This window comes from Candidatus Pantoea bituminis (assembly GCF_018842675.1).
Taxonomy (GTDB): Bacteria; Pseudomonadota; Gammaproteobacteria; order Enterobacterales; family Enterobacteriaceae; genus Pantoea; species Pantoea phytostimulans.
The window spans coordinates 706,966-728,422 of the sequence record NZ_JAGTWO010000004.1; the positions used below are offsets into that span (position 1 = coordinate 706,966).

The 21,457-nt window shown below is 52.0% G+C and carries 16 protein-coding genes and 1 pseudogene; 11 read left to right on the forward strand and 6 right to left on the reverse strand.

Annotation, left to right across the window (positions count from 1 at the left end):
- Window positions 1–12: 12 nt before the first annotated feature.
- Together garR and KQP84_RS07100 are read left to right on the forward strand one after the other, a co-directional pair.
- The gene (gene garR / locus KQP84_RS07095; protein WP_215845744.1) at window positions 13–897 is read left to right on the forward strand and encodes a 2-hydroxy-3-oxopropionate reductase; all 885 of its coding nucleotides are present in this window, start codon (window positions 13–15) and stop codon (window positions 895–897) included.
- 75 nt (window positions 898–972) lie between these two features.
- A pseudogene (locus KQP84_RS07100) lies at window positions 973–2,111 on the forward strand (glycerate kinase).
- A gap of 250 nt (window positions 2,112–2,361) precedes the next feature.
- Here KQP84_RS07100 and barA read toward each other — a convergent pair.
- Window positions 2,362–5,091 carry a two-component sensor histidine kinase BarA gene (barA, locus tag KQP84_RS07105; RefSeq protein ID WP_215845745.1) on the reverse strand — a complete coding sequence of 910 codons (2,730 nt, stop codon included), beginning with the start codon at window positions 5,089–5,091 and terminating at the stop codon, window positions 2,362–2,364.
- A gap of 89 nt (window positions 5,092–5,180) precedes the next feature.
- Between barA and rlmD the strand changes: the two genes are divergently transcribed.
- The 5 genes from rlmD to eno all read left to right on the forward strand — a co-directional run bounded on the left by rlmD (window position 5,181) and on the right by eno (window position 13,265).
- Window positions 5,181–6,542 (forward strand): 23S rRNA (uracil(1939)-C(5))-methyltransferase RlmD, encoded by a 1,362-nt coding sequence (gene rlmD, locus KQP84_RS07110; RefSeq protein ID WP_215845746.1) that lies wholly within the window; start codon window positions 5,181–5,183, stop codon window positions 6,540–6,542.
- Window positions 6,529–8,760: a GTP diphosphokinase gene (relA, locus tag KQP84_RS07115; protein WP_215845747.1), complete on the forward strand. Its 2,232-nt coding sequence runs from the start codon at window positions 6,529–6,531 to the stop codon at window positions 8,758–8,760. The genes rlmD and relA overlap by 14 nt, the downstream gene beginning before the upstream one ends.
- A gap of 478 nt (window positions 8,761–9,238) precedes the next feature.
- Window positions 9,239–10,060, forward strand: a complete 822-nt coding sequence (mazG, locus tag KQP84_RS07120; RefSeq protein ID WP_215845748.1) for a nucleoside triphosphate pyrophosphohydrolase — start codon at window positions 9,239–9,241, stop codon at window positions 10,058–10,060.
- A gap of 195 nt (window positions 10,061–10,255) precedes the next feature.
- Window positions 10,256–11,893, forward strand: coding sequence for a glutamine hydrolyzing CTP synthase (pyrG, locus tag KQP84_RS07125; protein WP_215845749.1), 1,638 nt, complete (start codon window positions 10,256–10,258; stop codon window positions 11,891–11,893).
- A 76-nt stretch (window positions 11,894–11,969) separates the two neighbouring features.
- On the forward strand, window positions 11,970–13,265 hold the full coding sequence (eno, locus tag KQP84_RS07130) for a phosphopyruvate hydratase (protein WP_215845750.1): 1,296 nt from the start codon (window positions 11,970–11,972) through the stop codon (window positions 13,263–13,265).
- Here the strand turns inward: eno and KQP84_RS07135 are convergent.
- Window positions 13,221–13,379, reverse strand: coding sequence for a hypothetical protein (locus tag KQP84_RS07135; RefSeq protein ID WP_215845751.1), 159 nt, complete (start codon window positions 13,377–13,379; stop codon window positions 13,221–13,223). The genes eno and KQP84_RS07135 overlap by 45 nt on opposite strands.
- A gap of 34 nt (window positions 13,380–13,413) precedes the next feature.
- Between KQP84_RS07135 and queE the strand changes: the two genes are divergently transcribed.
- Entirely contained in the window at window positions 13,414–14,085 is a 672-nt protein-coding gene (gene queE, locus KQP84_RS07140; protein WP_215845752.1) for a 7-carboxy-7-deazaguanine synthase QueE, read from the forward strand.
- 33 nt (window positions 14,086–14,118) lie between these two features.
- On the opposite strand, the gene KQP84_RS07145 is transcribed toward queE, so the two are convergent.
- Window positions 14,119–14,718, reverse strand: a complete 600-nt coding sequence (locus tag KQP84_RS07145; protein WP_215845753.1) for an inorganic diphosphatase — start codon at window positions 14,716–14,718, stop codon at window positions 14,119–14,121.
- Window positions 14,719–14,918: 200 nt separating this feature from the next.
- On the reverse strand, window positions 14,919–15,278 hold the full coding sequence (queD, locus tag KQP84_RS07150; protein WP_215845754.1) for a 6-carboxytetrahydropterin synthase QueD: 360 nt from the start codon (window positions 15,276–15,278) through the stop codon (window positions 14,919–14,921).
- Between the two features lie 298 nt (window positions 15,279–15,576).
- On the opposite strand from queD, the gene cysJ reads away from it, so the two are divergent.
- The 3 genes from cysJ to cysH are packed head-to-tail and all read left to right on the forward strand — an operon-like array spanning window position 15,577 to window position 19,837.
- Window positions 15,577–17,382 carry an NADPH-dependent assimilatory sulfite reductase flavoprotein subunit gene (gene cysJ / locus KQP84_RS07155; RefSeq protein WP_215845755.1) on the forward strand — a complete coding sequence of 602 codons (1,806 nt, stop codon included), beginning with the start codon at window positions 15,577–15,579 and terminating at the stop codon, window positions 17,380–17,382.
- A complete protein-coding gene (gene cysI / locus KQP84_RS07160) occupies window positions 17,382–19,106 on the forward strand; it encodes an assimilatory sulfite reductase (NADPH) hemoprotein subunit (protein ID WP_215845756.1) in 1,725 nt (574 codons plus the stop codon). Before cysJ ends, cysI begins: the two co-directional genes overlap by 1 nt.
- Entirely contained in the window at window positions 19,103–19,837 is a 735-nt protein-coding gene (gene cysH / locus KQP84_RS07165; protein ID WP_215845757.1) for a phosphoadenosine phosphosulfate reductase, read from the forward strand. Before cysI ends, cysH begins: the two co-directional genes overlap by 4 nt.
- A gap of 170 nt (window positions 19,838–20,007) precedes the next feature.
- On the opposite strand, the gene KQP84_RS07170 is transcribed toward cysH, so the two are convergent.
- Both KQP84_RS07170 and KQP84_RS07175 read right to left on the reverse strand, forming a co-directional pair.
- Window positions 20,008–20,292: a YciI family protein gene (locus tag KQP84_RS07170; protein ID WP_215845758.1), complete on the reverse strand. Its 285-nt coding sequence runs from the start codon at window positions 20,290–20,292 to the stop codon at window positions 20,008–20,010.
- 9 nt (window positions 20,293–20,301) lie between these two features.
- Window positions 20,302–21,321, reverse strand: a complete 1,020-nt coding sequence (locus KQP84_RS07175) for an aminopeptidase (RefSeq protein WP_215845759.1) — start codon at window positions 21,319–21,321, stop codon at window positions 20,302–20,304.
- Window positions 21,322–21,457 lie beyond the last annotated feature (136 nt).

Below are 21,457 nucleotides of genomic sequence, written 5' to 3' on the forward strand. Positions count from 1 at the left end.
AGAGGCAACATAATGAAAATTGGATTTATCGGCCTGGGTATCATGGGCAAGCCAATGAGTAAAAACCTGGCGAAAGCGGGCTATTCGCTGGTGGTACGCGATCACCATCCAGAAAATGAAGCTGAACTGGTTGAGTTAGGTGCGACAGTGGCGAAATCACCAAAAGAGGTCGCCGAACAAGTGGATGTGGTGATTACCATGGTGCCGAACTCGCCGCAGGTAAAAGAAGCCTGCCTTGGCGAAAACGGCATTATTCATGGCGCCAAACCTGGCTTGATTGTGATCGACATGAGCTCAATTGCACCGCTGGCGAGCCGAGAGATTCACGATGCGCTGGCAGAAAAGCAGATCAAAATGCTGGATGCGCCAGTCAGCGGCGGGGAACCCAAAGCCATTGAAGGCACGTTGTCTGTGATGGTTGGGGGCGACAAGGCGGTGTTTGATCAGTGCTACGACATCATGAAAGCGATGGCGGGCTCGGTGGTGCATACCGGCGATATTGGCGCGGGTAATGTAACCAAGCTGGCGAATCAGGTGATTGTTGCCCTGAATATTGCGGCGATGTCTGAAGCGTTGTCTCTGGCAACCAAAGCGGGGGTAAACCCGGATCTGGTTTATCAGGCCATTCGCGGTGGGTTGGCGGGCAGCACGGTGCTGGATGCTAAAGCACCGATGGTGATGGATCGTAATTTCAAACCGGGCTTCCGTATCGATCTGCATATCAAAGATCTCGCCAATGCACTCGATACGTCGCACGGCATTGGCGCGCACTTGCCGCTGACGGCCGCCGTGATGGAAATGATGCAGGCGCTGCGCAACGATGGACAGGGCTCCTCCGACCACAGCGCGCTCGCCTGCTATTATGAGAAGTTAGCGAAGGTTGAGATTTCCCGCTAAAGGGGGTTCCGGTATCTGCGGATACCGGGCTGGCTATGAAATCATTTCAGACCATCAACAGCGCTCGGATTGCCTATGAAAATCGTTATCGCACCGGATTCATATAAAGAGAGTTTATCCGCCCTGGATGTGGCATCAGCGATTGAAGCGGGTTTCCGTGAGATCTTTCCTGATGCGCATTACGTCAAAATACCGGTCGCCGACGGTGGTGAAGGCACGGTTGAAGCGATGGTGGCGGCGACGGAAGGGAAAATCGTCAGGTTGAAGGTTACAGGTCCGCTTGGCAAACAGGTTGAGGCTTTCTATGGCCTTTCTGGTGACGAGCGTACCGCGTATATCGAGATGGCGGCGGCAAGCGGATTGGAGCTGGTGCCTGCGGCGCAGCGCGATCCGCTGACCACGACCTCATTTGGTACTGGCGAATTGATTAAAAACGCGCTCGATAAGGGCGTGGAGCACATTATTATCGGTATTGGCGGCAGTGCTACCAATGACGGTGGCTCCGGCATGATGCAGGCGCTGGGTGCACGCTTGCTGGATCAGCAAGGCAAAGAGATCGGTTATGGCGGCGGAGCGCTGCCAGAATTAGCCAGCATTGATATTGAAGCATTAGATGCGCGAATCAAGCAGTGCCGATTTGAAGTGGCTTGCGATGTCACCAATCCCTTAACCGGTGATGCGGGTGCATCCGCGATTTTTGGTCCGCAGAAAGGGGCAACGCCGGAACTGGTTAAACAGCTCGATCAGTCACTGGCGCATTACGCGCAGATCATTCTGCGGGATTTAGATATTGATGTACTGCACATTCCCGGCGGCGGCGCGGCGGGCGGTATGGGTGCGGCACTGCATGCATTTTGTCAGGCTGATTTGCGACGCGGCATTGAGATTGTCACAGAGGCGTTGGGGCTGGCAGAGCAGGTTAAAGACGCTGATTTAGTCATTACCGGCGAAGGGCGTATTGATAGTCAAAGCATCAACGGTAAAGTACCCATTGGCGTAGCGAGTGTAGCCAAACGCTTTGGCAAGCCAGTGATAGGCATTGCAGGCAGTTTAACGGCTGACGTGGGTGTGGTGCATGAACACGGACTAGACGCGGTGTTTAGCGTGCTTTACAGCATTTGTTCACTGGACGATGCGCTGGCGAATGCTGAAAAAATGTTCACCTGACAGCGCGTAATGTTGCGGCGACGTTGAAGATTGGTGGGTTTAAATAAGTATTTTGCTGGTGTGCGCTCTCCCCAATTTTAATCCTCCCCTGCCCGTGGGGAGGAGGACGCTGCCCTAAGTCACCTCTGCACTTACTTGTACCTGTGCTGAACCTGTCAATTTTATGCCTGCATGCGGCAGTGTCGCCTTCCTCCGCTTCGCGGGGAAAGCCGGGATCGGGGATAAACGACCTCAGACTCAACGGACCGAGAAGCGAAATCAACAGCACCTGACAAAGCTTAAGAAATCGCGCTTATTTTACGCCAGATGCAGAACTCGCCGCGCTTCTTTTGCAACATTCTCCATCTCATCCTGCAACTCCAGCAGCTCCGGCTCAAGCGCGTCAATATCACTGGCCTGCAGCAGCTCCTTTTCCAGTTGATGACACAACTGCTTCATGCGCGGCACACCGCTATAACTGGCACTACCGTGCAGTTTATGAATAATTTCACGCAACCCAGTCACATCGTTAGCAGCGATAAACAGCGCAATCTTCTCGTGCACTTCCGGTAAAAACTCCAGCAGCATACGCAGCATATCTCGGGCTAAATCGGGCTTATTGGCGGCCTGGCGTAACGCTAATGCCCAATCCAGCGTGGGCAGAATTTGCGGCAGCTCTGGCGTCTGCACGGTTGGCGTTGGCGTGTAACGCGCCAGCAGCTGACTGAGCTTGTTCTCATCAATCGGCTTGGCAAGGTAATCATTCATTCCCGCTTTGATAAGCTGTTCACGCTCGCCATCAATCGCATGCGCAGTTACGGCAACAATCGGTGTATGCGCATGCTGAGGCAGGGTACGAATAATTTCACTGGCGCGGATGCCATCAATATCCGGCATTTGAATATCCATCAAGATGACATCTAACGGCTGTAAACGCGCCTGATGAATCGCTTGTTCTGCGCTGTTACACAACAAGATCTTTTGCACCTGCTCTTCCAGCAGTGCACCGATCAATTTGAGGTTGGCAGGATTATCATCCACGGCCATTACTGCCAGCGGCAAACGCGGTGAGGCGGGCAGTTCGTTTAACTGGCGGGTATGCAAATCCAGTAGCATTGGCAGCAGGCGCGTCTGCGAGATCGGTTTGGCTATACAGCCATCAATACCGCGTACTTTTAGCTCGTCGGCCAGCAGCATCATTGGGCTTGGCAGCGCCAGCAGTACGTTGTCAGCGCGATCCAGCAGCGCATTAATCAGCTCATCGGCCAGCAACTGATGTTGACTAACATTCACTGGCATCGCCATTAATAGCAGCGGGTAGTGATCTTCACTCAGCCCTTCCAGTGTTTCGCTGTAATCGATTTGCAACGGCGTCATGCTCAGCATCTTCAACACGGTTTTCGCCACACGGGTATTGGCTTCTACATAAGCAATGCGCGAATGAGACAAGGCGTCTAACACGCGAGGCATGCTCGGGGCATTGGGATTGAGATCAAGCTGCACTCGCACTCGGAAGGTGGAACCTTGATCCGGTTGGCTGTGGAAGGTGATTTCACCACCCATCTCATTCACCAACTTTTGCGTAATGACCAAACCCAAGCCAGTGCCGCCATGACGACGTGAAATGCTGGCGTCAGCCTGACGAAACGCCTGAAACAGCTGCATTTGCTGCTGCTCGGAAATACCAATGCCCGTATCCTGTACCTGAATTTCCAGTTCGATACGTGAAGGGGTAATAGCGCGTTGCGCTACTTTGAGATCGATGGTGCCTTTTTCGGTGAATTTGATCGCATTGCCAATCAGGTTAATCAGGATCTGCTGCAGGCGCAGCGCATCACCAATCACGTTGTCTGGCACACTGCTGTCGCACACTACCGTTAATTCCAGCCCTTTGTCATGCGCAGAAGGTGCCAGTAACACCAGCGTTTCATCCAGCGTGGCGCGAAGGGGGAACGGAATAGACTCCAGTACCAGTTTGCCCGCTTCCAGTTTTGAAAAATCGAGCACGTCGTTGATGATGCTTAGCAAATTGTTGGCAGAGCGCTCAATGGTTTGCATGTAGTCGCGTTGCGTAGTGCGCAGCGGGGTTTTCAGCATCTGGCGGGTAAAACCCAACACGCCATTTAACGGCGTTCGTAGCTCGTGCGACATATTGGCAAGGAATTCAGATTTGATGCGTGCCGCTTCCTGCGCACGCTTCTTCGCAAGATCCAGCTCAACGTTCTGAATCTCTAATTGTTCCAGCGTTTCACGCAGATCGTAGGTAGCCTGATCGATATTGTGCTGCATCTCTTCGTGGTAAGCAGTCAGCGACATCGCCATCGCGTTGATGCCATTTTTGAGAATGCTTAACTCACCCAGCATGTAGCCTTCAACGCGGCTGTCGAGTTGGCCGCGGCGAATGCGGTCAACGGTGCTGACCATATTGCGAATCGGGCCGGTTACGTCACGCATTAGACGATAAGCAAACAGCATGGCGATGCATAAACAGAACAGCAACATCAGCGTGGCAACAAAGACTTCTTTGTATTGCTGCAAGCGCACTGATTGCAGATCGAGCGCTATCGCGACATATCCCAGTGGATTGCCAGAAGGTTTTGCATCTTCGCTGGGGATTTCATCTACCGCATAACGTTCAGACGTTATGGGTGTGCGTAAAATTAAGACGTTGCCGTGCCGTTCCATTGAGACATCATCTGGCAGGGCGTTGATATCTTCTTTCTGCAACAGGCTGAGGTTTTGTTTGTTATTAGAGCTGACATAGAGCTGGTTATTATTGTCGAAAACCGAAATCGCACGGACAATATTGGAATGACGCCGATGCAGCAGGCTAACCAGCTCGCGCATCGTGTCGCGGTTGTGCCACGTCATGCTGTATTCGCTGGAAATTGCCAGGGGTTCAATGATATTCGCGCCAGCATCCATGACTTGTCGCTGCAGTTCGTTATAGCGGTGCACGACAAAGAAAGAGCTGAGCAACAGGCCCACCATTAAGGTTGGGGCCAATATTAAAATCATCATTCGCGCCCGCAGGCTGTATTTCGTCATAATACGGCTGACTCCGGCATTTACATCCTTGTGCATCCCGTCGGTAAACCCATGCACGCCGATTTTTGAGAAAGAGAATTAACAACACTATGGCGCAATTTTACACCGCAAAACAGCGCGTGACGACCAAACAACGGATTACCGTCACCATCGAAGACCTTGATCCATTTGGACAAGGTGTCGCACGGCACCAAGGCAAAACGATATTTGTCAGCGGTGCGTTGCCAGGCGAACAGGCAGAAATTACCTTAACTGAGGATAAGCGCCAATTTGCCCGAGCGAAAGTCACGCGCTTGTTAAGCAGTAGCCCGGCACGCGTTACACCGCGCTGCCCACATTTTAATACCTGTGGTGGCTGCCAACAGCAGCATGTTGATGTTGTTTTACAGCAGCAGAGTAAAGCGCAAGCGCTAAGCCGCATGTTAAGTAAAGAAGCGCAACGCGTAGTGGCCGTGGATGAAGTTATTGCCGGAGAACCTTGGGGCTATCGCCGCCGAGCACGGCTGGGATTGCAATGGCAAAACAAAAGCCAACAGCTGCGAATGGGGTTTCGTCAGGAAGCCAGCAACGATCTGGTCGATATTCAGCAATGCCCCATTTTGACGCCCGAACTTGAGGCGTTGATCACGCCGTTACGCCAGTGTCTGCGTGAGTTAAAAGCGGTTAAAAGGCTGGGACATGTTGAGCTGGTACAGGCAGATAATGGCCCGCTGATGGTTTTACGTCATCTTGATGCGCTCCATGTCGACGACAGAGAAAAACTGGAACGCTTTTCGCATAAGCATCAGTTGATGATGTTTTTGGATGACGGCAGCGAAAACTTAACGGCTCTAAGTAATAACCAACCGTTCTATCAATCACACAAACTTAAGTTAACCTTCAGTCCGCAAGATTTTATTCAGGTAAACGATGCGGTCAATCAACAGATGGTAGCCCGGGCAATTGACTGGCTGGATCTGCAACCAGACGATCGCGTATTAGATCTGTTTTGCGGCATGGGAAACTTCACACTTCCGATAGGAAAAGTCGTACAAAATGCGGTTGGTGTGGAGGGCGTTGCAGCATTAGTACGGCAGGCAGCGTATAATGCGGACCTGAATAGTCTTAAAAATGTCAGCTTTTTCCAGCATAACCTGGAGGAAGATGTTTCGCGCCAGCCGTGGGCGGCGCAAGGATTTAACAAGGTATTACTCGATCCGGCGCGTGCCGGTGCCGCAGGCGTGATGACGCATGTGGTTAAACTTGCACCACAACGTGTGGTCTATGTTTCGTGTAATCCCACGACACTCGCTCGCGACAGCCAGACATTGCTGTTGGCGGGCTACCAATTGGAAAGGGTCGCGATGCTAGATATGTTCCCACATACCCGTCATCTCGAATCCATGGTGCTGTTCAAAAAACATAAGCGATCATTAAGATCGGTGTGCAGGAGAGGATATGGTTGCGGTTAGAAGTGCGCATTTAAATACGGCGGGGGAGTTTGCCCTCGACCAGTGGATCGCCAGTCTTGGCATGATCAACCCGCAATCATGTCAACGACTTGCCGAAACCTGGCGCTATTGTGAAGCCCAAACGCACAACCATCCGGATCAATCTCTGCTGCTGTGGCGTGGTATTGAGATGGTCGAAATCCTCTCGATGCTCAGTATGGATATCGACAGTCTGTGCGCCGCGCTCATTTTCCCACTCGCAAATGATGAAGTGGTGAGTGAAGAGGAACTTGAGCAAGCGGTCGGCAAAGGCATTGTCTCGCTGGTACACGGCGTACGCGACATGGATGCGATACGCCAGCTCAAAGCCATTCATAATGATTCAATGGCCTCCGAGCAGGTGGATAATGTTCGCCGCATGTTGCTGGCGATGGTAGAAGATTTCCGCTGCGTGGTGTTGAAATTAGCCGAACGCATCATGAACCTGCGCGAAATGAAAGACGCGCCGGAAGATGAGCGCGTGCTGGCAGCAAAAGAGAGCACCAATATTTATGCGCCGTTGGCCAACCGACTCGGCATTGGTCAACTGAAGTGGGAGCTGGAGGATTATTGCTTCCGCTATCTGCATCCTGATGAATACAAGCGCATCGCCAAACTGTTGCATGAACGCCGCATTGACCGCGAACAGTACATCGAAAATTTCGTCGATAATCTGCGTAAAGAGATGGCAAAAGAGGGCGTACGCGCTGAAGTGTACGGGCGCCCAAAACATATCTACAGTATCTGGCGTAAGATGCAGAAAAAGTCGCTGGCGTTTGATGAACTGTTTGATGTGCGTGCAGTGCGTATTGTGGCTGAGCGTCTGCAAGACTGTTATGGCGCATTAGGCACGGTGCATACGCTTTATCGCCATCTGCCCAGCGAGTTCGATGATTACGTCGCCAATCCAAAGCCCAACGGCTATCAATCCATTCACACCGTGGTGCTGGGCCCGAAAGGCAAAACGGTTGAAATTCAGATACGTACCCGCCAGATGCATGAAGATGCCGAACTGGGCGTTGCTGCGCACTGGAAATATAAAGAAGGGCCTTCTTCCAGCAATGCGCGCGGCTCAGCGGGCCACGAAGAACGCATTGCATGGCTGCGTAAACTGATCGGCTGGCAGGAAGAGATGGCTGACTCTGGCGAGCTGTTGGAAGAGGTGCGCAGCCAGGTCTTTGACGATCGCGTTTATGTCTTTACACCCAAAGGCGACGTGGTTGATCTGCCAGCGGGTTCAACGCCGTTGGACTTCGCTTATCACATACACAGTGATATCGGTCATCGCTGCATTGGCGCGAAGATTGGCGGTCGTATTGTGCCGTTTACGTATCAATTGCAAATGGGTGATCAGGTTGAAGTCATCACCCAGAAACAGCCGAATCCAAGCCGCGACTGGCTCAACCCTAATCTGGGTTTTATCACCACCAGCCGCGGTCGCTCTAAGATTCATAACTGGTTCCGCAAGCAGGATCGCGACAAGAATATTCTTGCCGGACGGCAGATTCTGGACAACGAACTGAGCCAGATGGATATCAGCCTGAAAGAAGCCGAAAAACTGCTGCTGCCGCGCTATAACGTCACCTCGCTTGAAGAACTGCTCGCCGCGATTGGCGGGGGCGATATTCGACTTAATCAGATGGCAAACTTCCTGCAGGCCAAGCTCAACAAGCCGAGTGCTGAAGAGCAGGATCGTGAAGCGCTGCGCCAGCTGACGCAAAAATCCTACTCGGCGCCGTCGCGTAAAGAGAGCGGACGCGTGGTGGTGGAAGGCGTCGGCAATTTAATGCATCACATTGCACGCTGCTGCCAGCCGATTCCTGGCGATGATATTGTGGGCTTTATTACCCACGGACGCGGTATTTCGATTCATCGCGCCGACTGCGATCAGCTTGCTGAGCTGATTTCCCATGCACCAGAGCGCATCGTTGATGCTGTGTGGGGAGAAAGCTATTCCAGCGGCTACTCGCTGGTGGTGCGCGTGACGGCCAACGATCGCAGCGGGTTGCTGCGTGACATCACCACCATTCTCGCCAATGAAAAAGTGAATGTGTTGGGCGTCTCCAGCCGCAGCGATACTAAGAAGCAGCTGGCAACGATTGATATGGATATTGAGATTTATAACCAGCAGGTGCTGGGTCGCGTGTTGGCGCGCCTGAATCAGGTCTCCGATATCATTGATGCTCGCCGTTTGCATTGATGATGCGCGTTTAGTTTGCTGTCAGAAAGAGTGAGCTGTCAGGAAAGAGCGTGCTGGCTGTCCCCCATCCCGGCCTTCCCCGCGCAGCGGGGAAGGAGACGCTGCCACATACAGGTACAGAGCGGGCATATTGCAGCATCTTCCTCCCCCATTTATGGGGGAGGATTGAGGTGGGGGACAAACAACCTCGCACTTCAGAGGACCGAGGTGGGGGACAAACAACCTCATCTGCGTGCTGCCCCCATCCCGACCTTCCCCCGCGTAGCGGGGAAGGAGACGCTGCCACATGCAGGTACAGAGCGGGCATATTGCAGCATCTTCCTCCCCCATTTATGGGGGAGGATTGAGGTGGGGGACAAACAACCTCGCACTTCAGAGGACCGAGGTGGGGGACAAACAACCTCGCACTTCAAAATACAGACAGCGTAATAAAACGCATAGAATCCAACTCAAAATCATTCCCCAAAGGATCTTCCCCATGAATTCAATTGATCGCCTGCTGGGCATTATGAAAACCCTGCGCGATCCGCAACACGGCTGTCCGTGGGATCGCGAACAGACCTTTGCCAGCATTGCGCCTTACACATTAGAAGAGACGTACGAAGTCGTCGATGCCATCCAGCGTGAAGATTTTGATGATCTGCGTGGCGAGTTGGGCGATCTGCTGTTTCAGGTTGTGTTCTACGCGCAAATGGCCAACGAGCAAGATCGCTTTAACTTTGACGATATCTGCCACGCCATCAGCGATAAACTGGAGCGTCGCCACCCGCATATTTTTGCTGATGTCAAAGCGGATAACAGCGCTGAAGTTTTGAAAAACTGGGAAGCCATCAAAACCGCCGAGCGTGCAGAAAAAGCGCAGCACTCCGCGCTCGACGACATTCCCAAAGCGCTGCCGGCGTTAATGCGCGCGCACAAAATTCAGAAGCGTTGTCACAACGTTGGGTTCGACTGGACGACATTAGGCCCGGTCGTCGATAAAGTGCATGAAGAGATCGACGAAGTGATGCATGAAGCGCAGCAATCGGTGATTGATGAGCAAAAGCTGGAAGAGGAGATTGGTGACCTGCTGTTTGCTACGGTGAATCTTTCACGGCATTTGGGCAGTAAAGCAGAAACCGCCCTGCAAAAAGCCAATGATAAATTCGAACGTCGTTTTCGTCAGGTTGAATCAATCATTGCTGAGCAAGGTCTGAGCATGCCGGGTGCAACGCTGGAACAAATGGAAGAAGCCTGGCAACAGGTTAAAACGCGAGAGAAAGCTGATTATTCCACCTCTGCGCATAAAATAGCCAATTAAGCTTACACGATTCAGCGTCACAGTAACTTTGTGACATACATCAAACTTTCATTTACTGCTATCCGTTATGTTAGCCGCAGCATTGCGTTGGAGGATGGCAGTGATTCATCAATTGTGGCTGATAGCGGTTTCCAGTATACTGTTTTCCCGTCCTGGTTATTCCACCGTCTTTAAACCTAAACTCTCAGGTTCAGCATGACAACGAATTATATTTTTGTGACCGGCGGGGTTGTATCCTCTCTGGGTAAAGGCATTGCCGCAGCCTCCCTCGCAGCCATTCTCGAAGCACGTGGTCTGAACGTGACCATCATGAAACTGGACCCGTACATCAACGTGGATCCGGGTACCATGAGCCCAACGCAGCACGGTGAAGTCTTCGTTACCGACGATGGGGCCGAAACCGATCTGGATTTGGGTCACTACGAGCGTTTTATTCGCACGCACATGTCGCGTCGCAACAACTTCACTACAGGCCGAATCTACTCAGAAGTCTTGCGCAAAGAGCGCCGTGGCGACTATCTGGGTGCGACGATTCAGGTCATTCCGCACATCACTAACGCCATCAAAGAACGCATTATTGAAGGCGGCGAAGGCCATGACGTGGTTCTGGTTGAAATCGGCGGTACCGTCGGTGACATCGAATCATTGCCATTCCTTGAAGCCATTCGTCAGATGGCAGTTGATGTGGGCCGTGAACACACCATGTACATGCACCTGACGCTGGTACCTTACATGGCAGCAGCCGGTGAAGTGAAAACCAAACCGACGCAGCACTCAGTAAAAGAATTGCTTTCCATTGGTATTCAGCCGGACGTGTTGATCTGTCGTTCCGACCGCGCTGTACCTGCCAACGAACGCGCTAAAATTGCGCTGTTCTGTAACGTGCCGGAAAAAGCCGTTATCTCGCTGAAAGATGTTGACTCCATTTACAAGATTCCGGGCATGCTGAAATCGCAGGGCCTGGATGATTACATCTGTAAGCGCTTCAACCTGAACGCACCGGAAGCCAATCTGGCTGAGTGGGAGCAGGTAATTTATGAAGAAGCGAATCCAGGCGGCGAAGTCAACATTGGTATGGTTGGCAAGTACGTTGAACTGCCGGATGCGTATAAATCTGTTATTGAAGCGTTGAAACACGGTGGCCTCAAAAATCGCGTCACTGTAAACATCAAATTGATCGACTCGCAGGATGTTGAATCACGCGGTGTCGAAATTCTGAAAGATTTAGATGCGATTCTGATCCCGGGTGGCTTTGGTTACCGTGGCGTCGAAGGCAAGTTGATGACCGCGCAATATGCGCGCGAAAACAACGTACCGTATTTAGGTATTTGTCTTGGCATGCAGGTTGCGCTGATGGAGTTTGCCCGTAACGTTGCTGGCCTCGAAGGCGCCAACTCCACGGAATTTGTGCCAGACTGTAAATATCCGGTGGTTGCGTTAATTACCGAATGGCGTGATGAAAACGGTAACGTTGAAGTCCGTACTGAGCAGAGCGATCTCGGCGGCACCATGCGCCTTGGCAGCCAGCCTTGTCAGTTAACGCCAGACAGCAAAGTACGTCAGCTGTACGGTACTGACACCATTGTTGAGCGCCATCGCCATCGCTATGAAGTCAACAATATGTTGTTGAAGCCGATTGAAGCTGCAGGTCTGCGTATTGCGGGACGTTCTGGCGACGACCAACTGGTGGAGATCATTGAGATCCCGAATCACCCATGGTTTGTAGCTTGTCAGTTCCACCCGGAATTCACGTCGACCCCACGTGATGGTCACCCGCTGTTTGCTGGCTTTGTAAAAGCCGCGCATGAGTACCAGAAGCGTTTAGCGAAGTAAGTTTCACGAGCAACGCGCGAACTTTTCGCGCGTTGCTTGTCTTAGGATTGACTAACTTGTACTGAGGAAAATCGTAATGTCCAAAATCGTAAAAGTCATCGGTCGCGAAATTATCGACTCACGTGGTAACCCGACTGTTGAAGCAGAAGTGCATCTGGAAGGCGGTTTCGTAGGTCTGGCAGCAGCGCCATCAGGGGCTTCTACCGGTTCACGCGAAGCGCTGGAACTGCGTGACGGTGACAAATCTCGTTTCCTGGGCAAAGGCGTAACCAAAGCTGTTGCTGCGGTAAACGGTCCGATTGCTGAAGCGGTAAAAGGCAAAGACGCGAAAGATCAGGCGAACATCGATAAAATCATGATCGACCTGGACGGTACTGAGAACAAATCCAACTTCGGTGCAAACGCCATTCTGGCTGTTTCACTGGCTGCTGCTAAAGCTGCTGCTGCCTCTAAAGGTCAGCCGCTGTATGAGCACATCGCTGAACTGAACGGCACGCCAGGCAAATTCTCTATGCCGCTGCCAATGATGAACATCATCAACGGTGGTGAGCACGCAGATAACAACGTTGATATTCAAGAGTTCATGATCCAGCCGGTTGGCGCGAAAACGCTGAAAGAAGCCATCCGTATGGGTTCTGAAGTTTTCCATCATCTGGCAAAAGTGCTGAAAAGCAAAGGCATGAGCACTGCGGTAGGTGACGAAGGTGGCTACGCGCCAAACCTGGGTTCTAACGCCGAAGCGCTGGCAGTTATCGCTGAAGCGGTAGCAGCAGCAGGTTACAAACTGGGTGAAGATATCACTCTGGCGATGGACTGCGCAGCATCAGAATTCTACAAAGACGGCAAATATGTGCTGGAAGGTGAAGGCGGCAAAGCTTACACCTCTGAAGAATTCACCCACTTCCTGGAAGATCTGACCAAGCAATATCCGATTGTTTCAATCGAAGATGGCCTGGACGAATCTGACTGGGCAGGCTTCGCTTACCAGACCAAAGTGCTGGGCGACAAAATTCAGTTGGTGGGCGACGACTTGTTCGTTACTAACACCAAAATCCTGAAAGAAGGTATCGATAAAGGCATCGCGAACTCCATTCTGATCAAATTCAACCAGATCGGTTCTCTGACCGAAACCCTGGCTGCAATCAAAATGGCAAAAGACGCAGGCTACACCGCGGTGATTTCACACCGTTCAGGTGAAACCGAAGATGCAACCATCGCTGACCTGGCGGTAGGTACTGCAGCGGGCCAGATCAAAACCGGTTCAATGAGCCGTTCTGACCGCGTTGCTAAGTACAACCAGCTGATTCGTATCGAAGAAGCGCTGGGTTCAAAAGCACCGTTCAATGGCCTGAAAGAAGTTAAAGGTCAGTAATCGGCTGCTGATGCCGCATAAAAGCGGCAACGCCTGATGATAAAGCCCCGCCAGCGAGCGGGGCTTTTGTTTTTTAGCATCAGCAGCTGTTGTTGTGAGGCGCAAATCTGCCATAATAAGCGCCCTGATTTTTCCGAGCGAGTAAAAAATGTTCTACCCGATTAACGAAATGTTCCAGACGCTGCAGGGCGAAGGCTATTACACCGGTGTGCCAGCCATCTTCATCCGTTTACAAGGATGTCCAGTGGGCTGCAGTTGGTGTGATACCAAGCATACCTGGGAAAAGCGGGCAGATCGGGAAACGTCGTTGGGCGATATTTTAGTGAAAACCGTGGAAAGCGATGCCTGGGGCGACGCTGACGCGGCTACTTTGTTAAATGCCATTGAGCAGCAAGGTTGGACGGCCCGCCACGTGGTGATTACCGGCGGCGAACCGGCAATTTTCGATCTGCGACCCTTAACTGAAGCGCTGGAATCAGCCGGTTTTAATTGTCAGATTGAAACCAGCGGCACGCATGAGATTCAGTGCTCTGAAAAAACCTGGGTGACCGTTTCACCGAAGGTGAACATGCGGGGTGGCTATGATGTATTGGCGCAGGCGCTGAGCCGAGCCGATGAGATCAAACATCCTGTGGCACGTGAGCGCGATGTGGAAGCATTAGATGAATTGCTGGCGGGGCTGCAAGACAGCAAGACGCGCATCATTGCGTTGCAGCCTATTAGCCGCAAAGACGAAGCGACCAGGCTCTGTATCGAAACGTGCATAGCGCGCAACTGGCGCTTGTCGATGCAAACGCACAAATATCTGAATATTGCCTGATGTGGATAGGGCGGCAATGCGCCGCCCTGATCGTTACTGTTTTGCCTTCCAGGCGTCATACGCTTTCTTAATCTCGGTTTTCGCCGCTGCGGCATCTTGAAAACCATTTAACTCCACTTTCTTGCGGCCATCCGGCAACTGCTTATAGACGCGGAAAAACGCTTCTAAACGCTGCACTTCAACCTTCGGCAGATCGCTTAGCGATTGGATCTCATCATAAGTGGGATCGATTTTGCTGGCAGGTACCGCAACGATTTTATCGTCTTCTTCGCCACCGTCGATCATCTTCAACACACCAATCGGACGCAGTTTGATCAACGTGCCTGGCTGCAAGGGCGCGCGAGTGTAAAAGATCACATCCAGTGGATCGTTATCGCCGCCCAATGATTGCGTCAGCGAACCGTAATTGGCGGGATAGGCAACAGGCATCGACTGAAAACGATCGGCAACGATAAAACCGGTTTTCGCATCGGTTTCATATTTGATTACTCCACCCGCCGGGATTTCGGTTACCGCGAAAAACTCTTCCGGTACATTGTCAGGCTGCGGGAAATGAAGCACGTTTTCCGCCTGGACGGCGGCAGAGGTTGAAACAAGCAGAGCAATAACTGAAAGGCGTTTTACCAGATTCATCGTTGATTCTCTTGATCTTTAATGAAAGAGACCACAACGTAGAGAGCAAAGATGACAGTAAGATGAAGGCAGTCATTTAATCAGAAATCAGACGTTTCAAACTGCAGGAAAGCGGCAACCGGGCGGTAAATCGAGTAGAACCTATCGAACTCGCGATTAATGCGGTTAGCGCACCTGCAGTGTGAAAGGCAAAGCGTTTATCAGCCGCGGTAGACGCAGCCTGCGGTACAGGTCTCTTTGATCATCACCGCACTCAGCAGCGGCAAGCGCGGCTTCATTTGATCCCAAATCCATTTTGCCAGCACTTCACTGGTAGGATTTTCCAGACCGGGAATATCATTGAGATTGTAGTGATCAAGGCGATCGTAGATCGGCTTAAACGCCGCTTTAAGTTCGGCAAAATCCATTACCCAGCCGGTATGCGCATCCACTTCACCGGTAATTTCCAGACGAACCAGGAAGGAATGACCATGTAAACGGCCGCATTTGTGTCCTTCAGGCACATTCGGTAAGTGATGTGCAGCTTCGAACTGGAATTCTTTAAATAGCGTGGTAGACATAAGGGTTCTCAGACTTTAAAAACCGCTGAATTCTACCTGAAAGGCAGATTTTTCGCACCCGCAAAGCGCAAAGCCGCTTTTTTCGCTTAATTCTCTCTGCATCTGCTTGTTTAATAGACTGATAAATAAGCACTTTTTTTACCACTTTTGCCGATTATCTTTACCTGAAAAACCACTTAGTCATTTTGGTTATTTATTATGTCGAAGGCGTATTTAATCGTTAATATACGGCCCGGTAACCTACCCACTCTTCCGCCATTTTACGGTTCGGACTTCTGATACTGGAATTTTTAACGCGATGACGACTCAGGCACCAGGTTCAATGCTCCCACTCTCGCCGGAGCAACTCGCTCGCTTACAAGCGGCGACGACGGATTTTTCCACTACCCAAATGGCATGGCTCTCAGGTTATTTCTGGGGAATGGTCAATCAAACGCCTGGCAGCGTAGCCGTCAGCGCGGCGCCTGTGCAGGCTGAAATTCCAGCTATTACACTGCTTTCAGCCTCGCAAACCGGTAATGCACGCCGACTGGCGGAGCAACTGCGTGACGACTTGCTGGCTGCCAAACTGAACGTCAACCTTGTGAACGCGGGCGATTATAAATTCAAGCAAATCGGTCAGGAAAAACTGTTAGTGGTCGTGACGTCGACTCAAGGCGAAGGCGAGCCGCCAGAAGAAGCGGTGGCGTTGCATAAATTCCTGATGTCGAAAAAAGCCCCGAAAATGGACGGCACCGTATTTGCGGTGTTTGGTCTGGGTGATACCTCTTACGAATTCTTTAGCCAGGCCGGTAAAGATTTTGATAGCCGCCTGGCGGAGCTGGGTGCGGAGCGGCTGCTGGATCGCGTAGATGCTGATGTTGAATACGCAGATCAGGCCACGGCCTGGCGCAGCGCGTTGACAGAAATTCTGAAAAAACGTGTCCCTACTGAGTCGCCAGCGCAAGCTGCTGCCACAGCCGCAGGCAGCGTAAATGAAGTTTCCAGCAGTCCCTATACTAAAGAAGCGCCGCTTACCGCCAGCTTTGCGGTAAACCAGAAAATCACGGGCCGTGATTCTGATAAAGACGTGCGCCACATCGAAATTGATCTGGGTGATTCTGGCTTGCGCTATCAGCCTGGCGATGCGCTTGGCGTATGGTTTGAAAACGATGCGGAATTGGTTAAGGAACTGCTTGAGCTGGTGTGGCTGAAAGGCGATGAACCGGTTGACGTTAACGGGAAATCTTTGCCATTGGCAGAAGCATTACAAAAACATTTCGAACTGACGGTGAATACCGCGCAGATTGTGGCGCAGTACGCGGCGCTGTCGCGTAACGAAGAGCTGCTGTCGCTGGTGGATGACAAAGCTAAACTGCAGAAATACGCGCAGTGTTATCCGATTGTCGACATGATTCGTTTGGCACCGGCTGAGCTGAGTGCCGAGCAGTTAACTACGCTGCTGCGTCCGCTGACGCCGCGCCTTTACTCAATTGCCTCTTCACAGGCTGAAACAGAGACGGAAGTGCATATCACCGTCAGTGCGGTGCGTTTCGATATCGAAGAGCGCCAGCGTGGCGGCGGAGCTTCAACCTGGCTTGCCGATCGCATTGAAGAAGATGGCGAGATTCGCGTCTTTATCGAACACAACGATAACTTCCGTCTGCCAGCCAACCCGGATGCGCCAGTGATCATGATTGGGCCAGGTACCGGTATTGCACCGTTCCGCGCCTTTATGCAGCAGCGTGAGAATGAAGATGCTTCGGGTAAGAACTGGCTGTTCTTTGGTAATCCCCATTTTACCGAAGACTTCCTGTATCAGGTTGAATGGCAGAAATATGTGAAAGATGGCCTGCTGACCAATATCGATCTGGCATGGTCACGCGATCAGGCGGAAAAGATTTACGTACAAGATAAAATCCGCGCCAAAGGGGCGGAAGTGTGGCGCTGGATTGAAGAGGGCGCGCACCTTTATGTCTGCGGCGACGCTAACCGAATGGCAAAAGACGTCGAGCAGGCATTGCTGGATGTGGTGGTCGAACACGGTGGAATGGATCGTGAAACGGCCGACGAATTTTTAAGTGAGCTGCGCATTGAGCGCCGTTATCAGCGAGACGTTTACTAATGAGCGAAAAACACCCTGGACCGCTGGTTGTCGAAGGCAAATTAGCGGACGCCGAGCGTCTGAAAAAGCAGAGTAATTATCTGCGTGGCACCATCCTCGACGATCTCGACAATGGCCTGACCGGCGGTTTTACTGGCGACAACTTTCTGCTGATCCGTTTTCACGGCATGTACCAGCAGGATGACCGCGATATACGTGCTGAACGTGCTGAGCAAAAGCTGGAAGCGCGTCACGCTATGATGCTGCGCTGCCGTTTGCCTGGCGGCATCATTACGCCGTCGCAGTGGCTGGCTATCGATAAGTTTGCCACCGATAAAACCCTTTACGGCAGCATCCGTTTAACCAACCGTCAGACTTTTCAGTTTCACGGCATCCTGAAGAAAAATGTTAAGCCGACGCATCAGATGCTGCATGAAGTGGGTCTTGATGCGCTGGCAACCGCTAACGATGTGAACCGTAACGTGCTTTGCACCTCAAACCCGGTTGAATCGGAGCTGCATCAGGAAGCGTACGAATGGGCGAAGAAACTTTCTGAGCATTTGCTGCCACGTACCCGCGCTTATGCGGAGATCTGGTGGGATCAGGAAAAAGTGGCGACCACCGACGAAGAGCCGATCCTTGGTGAAACTTACTTGCCGCGTAAATTCAAAACCACTGTGGTGATCCCGCCGAATAACGATGTGGATCTGCATGCCAACGATCTGAACTTTGTTGCTGTGGCAGAGAAAGGCAAACTGATTGGTTTCAACCTGCTGGTCGGCGGCGGTTTGTCGATTGAGCACGGTAACAAAGCCACTTACGCGCGCACCGCCAGTGAGTTTGGTTATCTGCCGGTTGAGAAGATTCTCGACGTGGCGGAAGCGGTGGTAACGACCCAGCGTGACTGGGGTAATCGTACCGATCGCAAAAATGCGAAAACCAAATACACCCTGGAACGCGTTGGTGTTGAGACTTTTAAAGCGGAAGTGGAAAAGCGTGCCGGTTTAACTTTCGAACCGATTCGTCCTTACGAATTCACTACACGCGGCGATCGTATTGGCTGGATCAAAGGCATCGACAACAAATGGCATCTAACGCTGTTTATTGAAAACGGCCGTCTGCTCGATTATCCAGGCCGTCCGCTGAAAAGTGGCATCGCCGAAATTGCCAAAGTACACGTGGGCGATTTCCGTTTGACCGCGAACCAAAACCTGATTGTGGCAGGTGTGCCGGAAAGCGAAAAAGCAGCGATCGAAGCGATTGCCCGTGCACATGGCTTAATGGAAAACGTCACGCCACAGCGTGAAAACTCCATGGCCTGCGTGGCTTTCCCGACCTGTCCGCTGGCGATGGCTGAGGCTGAACGTTTCCTGCCTTCTTTCGTCACTAAAGTCGAAGAGATCATGCACGGACACGGTGTTGGCCAAGAGCACATAGTGTTACGCGTTACCGGTTGTCCCAACGGTTGTGGCCGTGCCATGCTGGCTGAAATCGGCTTAGTGGGCAAAGCGCCAGGCCGTTATAACCTGCACATCGGCGGTAATCGCATAGGTACGCGCATCCCGCGTATGTATCGCGAAAATATTACTGAGGGCGAAATCCTTGGCAGTATCGATGAGCTGGTTGGACGCTGGGCGAAAGAGCGTCAGGGCGAAGAAGGTTTTGGCGACTTCGTTATCCGCGCCGGGATTGTGACGCCGGTAGTGGACCCAGCACGTGATTTTTGGGATCAGGAGGCAAAATGAGTCAGTTAGACCTCGCAGCACTGAATGAGATGTCCAAGGTACAGCGCTCAATGGCGCTGGCCGCGACCAACGCTCAGCTGGAAAAATCTTCTGCTGAAGAGCGCGTGAGTTGGGCGCTGGAGAATTTACCGGGCGCTTACGTGCTCTCATCCAGCTTCGGTATTCAGGCGGCGGTGTCGCTGCACTTAGTTACGCGTCAACAGCCGGATATACCGGTTATCCTGACCGACACCGGCTATCTGTTCCCGGAAACGTATCGTTTTATTGATGAGCTGGCTGACCAGCTCAACCTGAACCTGAAAGTGTTTCGCGCAGAGACTTCACCTGCCTGGCAGGAAGCGCGTTACGGCAAGCTGTGGGAGCAGGGTGTTGAAGGAATTGAGAAATACAACGAGATCAACAAAGTTGAGCCGATGAATCGCGGTCTGGATACGCTGGGCGCGCAAACCTGGTTTGCAGGTCTGCGTCGCGATCAGTCAGGCAGCCGAGCGAATCTTCCCGTGCTGGGCGTGCAGCGCGGCGTGTTCAAAGTGCTGCCGATCATCGACTGGGATAACCGACAGATTCATCAATATTTGCAGGATAATAATCTTAAATATCATCCGCTGTGGGATCAGGGTTATCTTTCGGTTGGCGATACGCATACCACGCGCAAGTGGGAACCTGGCATGGCTGAAGAAGAGACGCGTTTCTTTGGTTTAAAGCGTGAGTGCGGATTGCACGAAGGCTAATTGTCATTTGCCTCCCACCTCGCTCCTCCCCCATAAATGGCGGAGGACGAAGCTGCCATATGTTAGTGATGAAGCGGCATGTGGCAGCGTCTCCTTCCCCGCAAGCAGGGGGACAGCATGGATGGGGGAAAGCCAGCACAGATCCAAAAATCCACAGCCAGCGCCTTAACTTAAATCCCGTTTAACGCAGCAAATGCCTCTGCTGCGCGCGTTACATTGATCTTTGTGACGTCATAATTCGCCACCGCGACAAACGGATCTTCCGCCAGGATAGTATCCAGTCGGGCACGATCGATATCCTTAACGAGTACCATGCCACCGGTACGCGGATCTTTTCTTCCGGCTGCAATGAACACGTCAGCATCAAAATAGCGATCCAGCCACTGAATATGCGGTTCCAGCAACGCTTCTACTTCTTCTACCGGGCGAAAATAGGTCAGATAAACCACGTACATATCAGATCCTCATACTTTGGGATTGGTGAGTTCGCTGAGCAGCGGCAGCAGTACTTTTACGCTGTCTCGGGTGCGCAGAGTAATGCGGCCCGGTAACCAGCGATCCAGGTAAGCCAGATTATCACGCTCGGTCTGATGGCGTGTGGTGCCGTCTGGGAAGTGGTGTGTGCGGCTACGCTGCTGAGTACCATCTTTAGCCCCTAATGCCCAGTTGCTGGCGGTAACATCCATTAGCGGAAAGCCCGCTTTATCGAATGCATTGATGCCGGGGTAATCCTTACGGTTTAACTGATGACTCGCTGCCGAAATACCAAATTCACGCGCCAGATAAAGTGCTCGCTCGCTGGTTTGCTTGCGCACCGCGCGTGGTGTATTCAGGCCGCTGTTGAAATAAAGGTGATCACCGGTTATCAGGCTATTAAGGTCGATAACCAGCAGCGTATTTTTCTTCTCTTTATTGCTCATGCGCGCAACGTAATCATCCATGCCGTGCAGACCCACTTCACCAGCGCTAAGCGCCACAAAACGCACACCATAATGCAGGGGTTTTTTGCTTAGCTTTTCCGCCAGTTCCAGCATGACGCCTAAACCTGAAGCGTTGTCGTCTACACCTTGCAGGCGCAGGCCGCCCATATTTTGATTCGCCTGGCTGCTGTTTTGTGGTGTCCATGTATCAAGGTGGGCGACGATTAAAATTTCCTGCGGCTCGCTGCCTGTACGGGCCGCAATCACCGAGGTTGCGGTGAGTTTATGCCAACGCGCTTTCCCGTCAGCGTCGTGCCAGTCGTAACCCGTATTGAACTGACGAGTATTAGTCTGAAAACCCAGCGAGGTGAACTGCTGTTTTAAATAATCGGCGGCCATTAATTCGGCCGGACTGCCGCTCATGCGACCGGGGAAATAGGTGGCGATATGACGGACTTGCTGTTCAGCAAATTGACCCGGCGCGTCAGTCGCAGCCTGGGCAGAAAAAATAAAACCGCAACAGAGCAGCGCAGTGAGCGCGGTCAGGCGGAAAGAGGCAAACATACGGCGTTCCTTGTAATTCATCTCATGACAGAAATTAGCGAAAATTTTCTGTGCTTAGTATGAAACTGTGACCCCGATTACACAATTTCAATCGCTCTGAAAGCCCAGTAAGATCATTTGCTAAGCACATTTTGTT

Coding starts and splice junctions, on each gene's coding strand:
- cysJ (WP_215845755.1), top strand. CDS start 15,577: ATGACGACTCAGGCACCAGGTTCAATGCTCCCACTCTCGCCGGAGCAA.
- queE (WP_215845752.1), top strand. CDS start 13,414: ATGTTCTACCCGATTAACGAAATGTTCCAGACGCTGCAGGGCGAAGGC.
- cysH (WP_215845757.1), top strand. CDS start 19,103: ATGAGTCAGTTAGACCTCGCAGCACTGAATGAGATGTCCAAGGTACAG.
- barA (WP_215845745.1), bottom strand. CDS start 5,091: ATGACGAAATACAGCCTGCGGGCGCGAATGATGATTTTAATATTGGCC.
- KQP84_RS07175 (WP_215845759.1), bottom strand. CDS start 21,321: ATGTTTGCCTCTTTCCGCCTGACCGCGCTCACTGCGCTGCTCTGTTGC.
- KQP84_RS07145 (WP_215845753.1), bottom strand. CDS start 14,718: ATGAATCTGGTAAAACGCCTTTCAGTTATTGCTCTGCTTGTTTCAACC.
- KQP84_RS07135 (WP_215845751.1), bottom strand. CDS start 13,379: ATGGCAGATTTGCGCCTCACAACAACAGCTGCTGATGCTAAAAAACAA.
- pyrG (WP_215845749.1), top strand. CDS start 10,256: ATGACAACGAATTATATTTTTGTGACCGGCGGGGTTGTATCCTCTCTG.
- mazG (WP_215845748.1), top strand. CDS start 9,239: ATGAATTCAATTGATCGCCTGCTGGGCATTATGAAAACCCTGCGCGAT.
- rlmD (WP_215845746.1), top strand. CDS start 5,181: ATGGCGCAATTTTACACCGCAAAACAGCGCGTGACGACCAAACAACGG.
- relA (WP_215845747.1), top strand. CDS start 6,529: ATGGTTGCGGTTAGAAGTGCGCATTTAAATACGGCGGGGGAGTTTGCC.
- queD (WP_215845754.1), bottom strand. CDS start 15,278: ATGTCTACCACGCTATTTAAAGAATTCCAGTTCGAAGCTGCACATCAC.
- eno (WP_215845750.1), top strand. CDS start 11,970: ATGTCCAAAATCGTAAAAGTCATCGGTCGCGAAATTATCGACTCACGT.
- KQP84_RS07170 (WP_215845758.1), bottom strand. CDS start 20,292: ATGTACGTGGTTTATCTGACCTATTTTCGCCCGGTAGAAGAAGTAGAA.
- cysI (WP_215845756.1), top strand. CDS start 17,382: ATGAGCGAAAAACACCCTGGACCGCTGGTTGTCGAAGGCAAATTAGCG.
- garR (WP_215845744.1), top strand. CDS start 13: ATGAAAATTGGATTTATCGGCCTGGGTATCATGGGCAAGCCAATGAGT.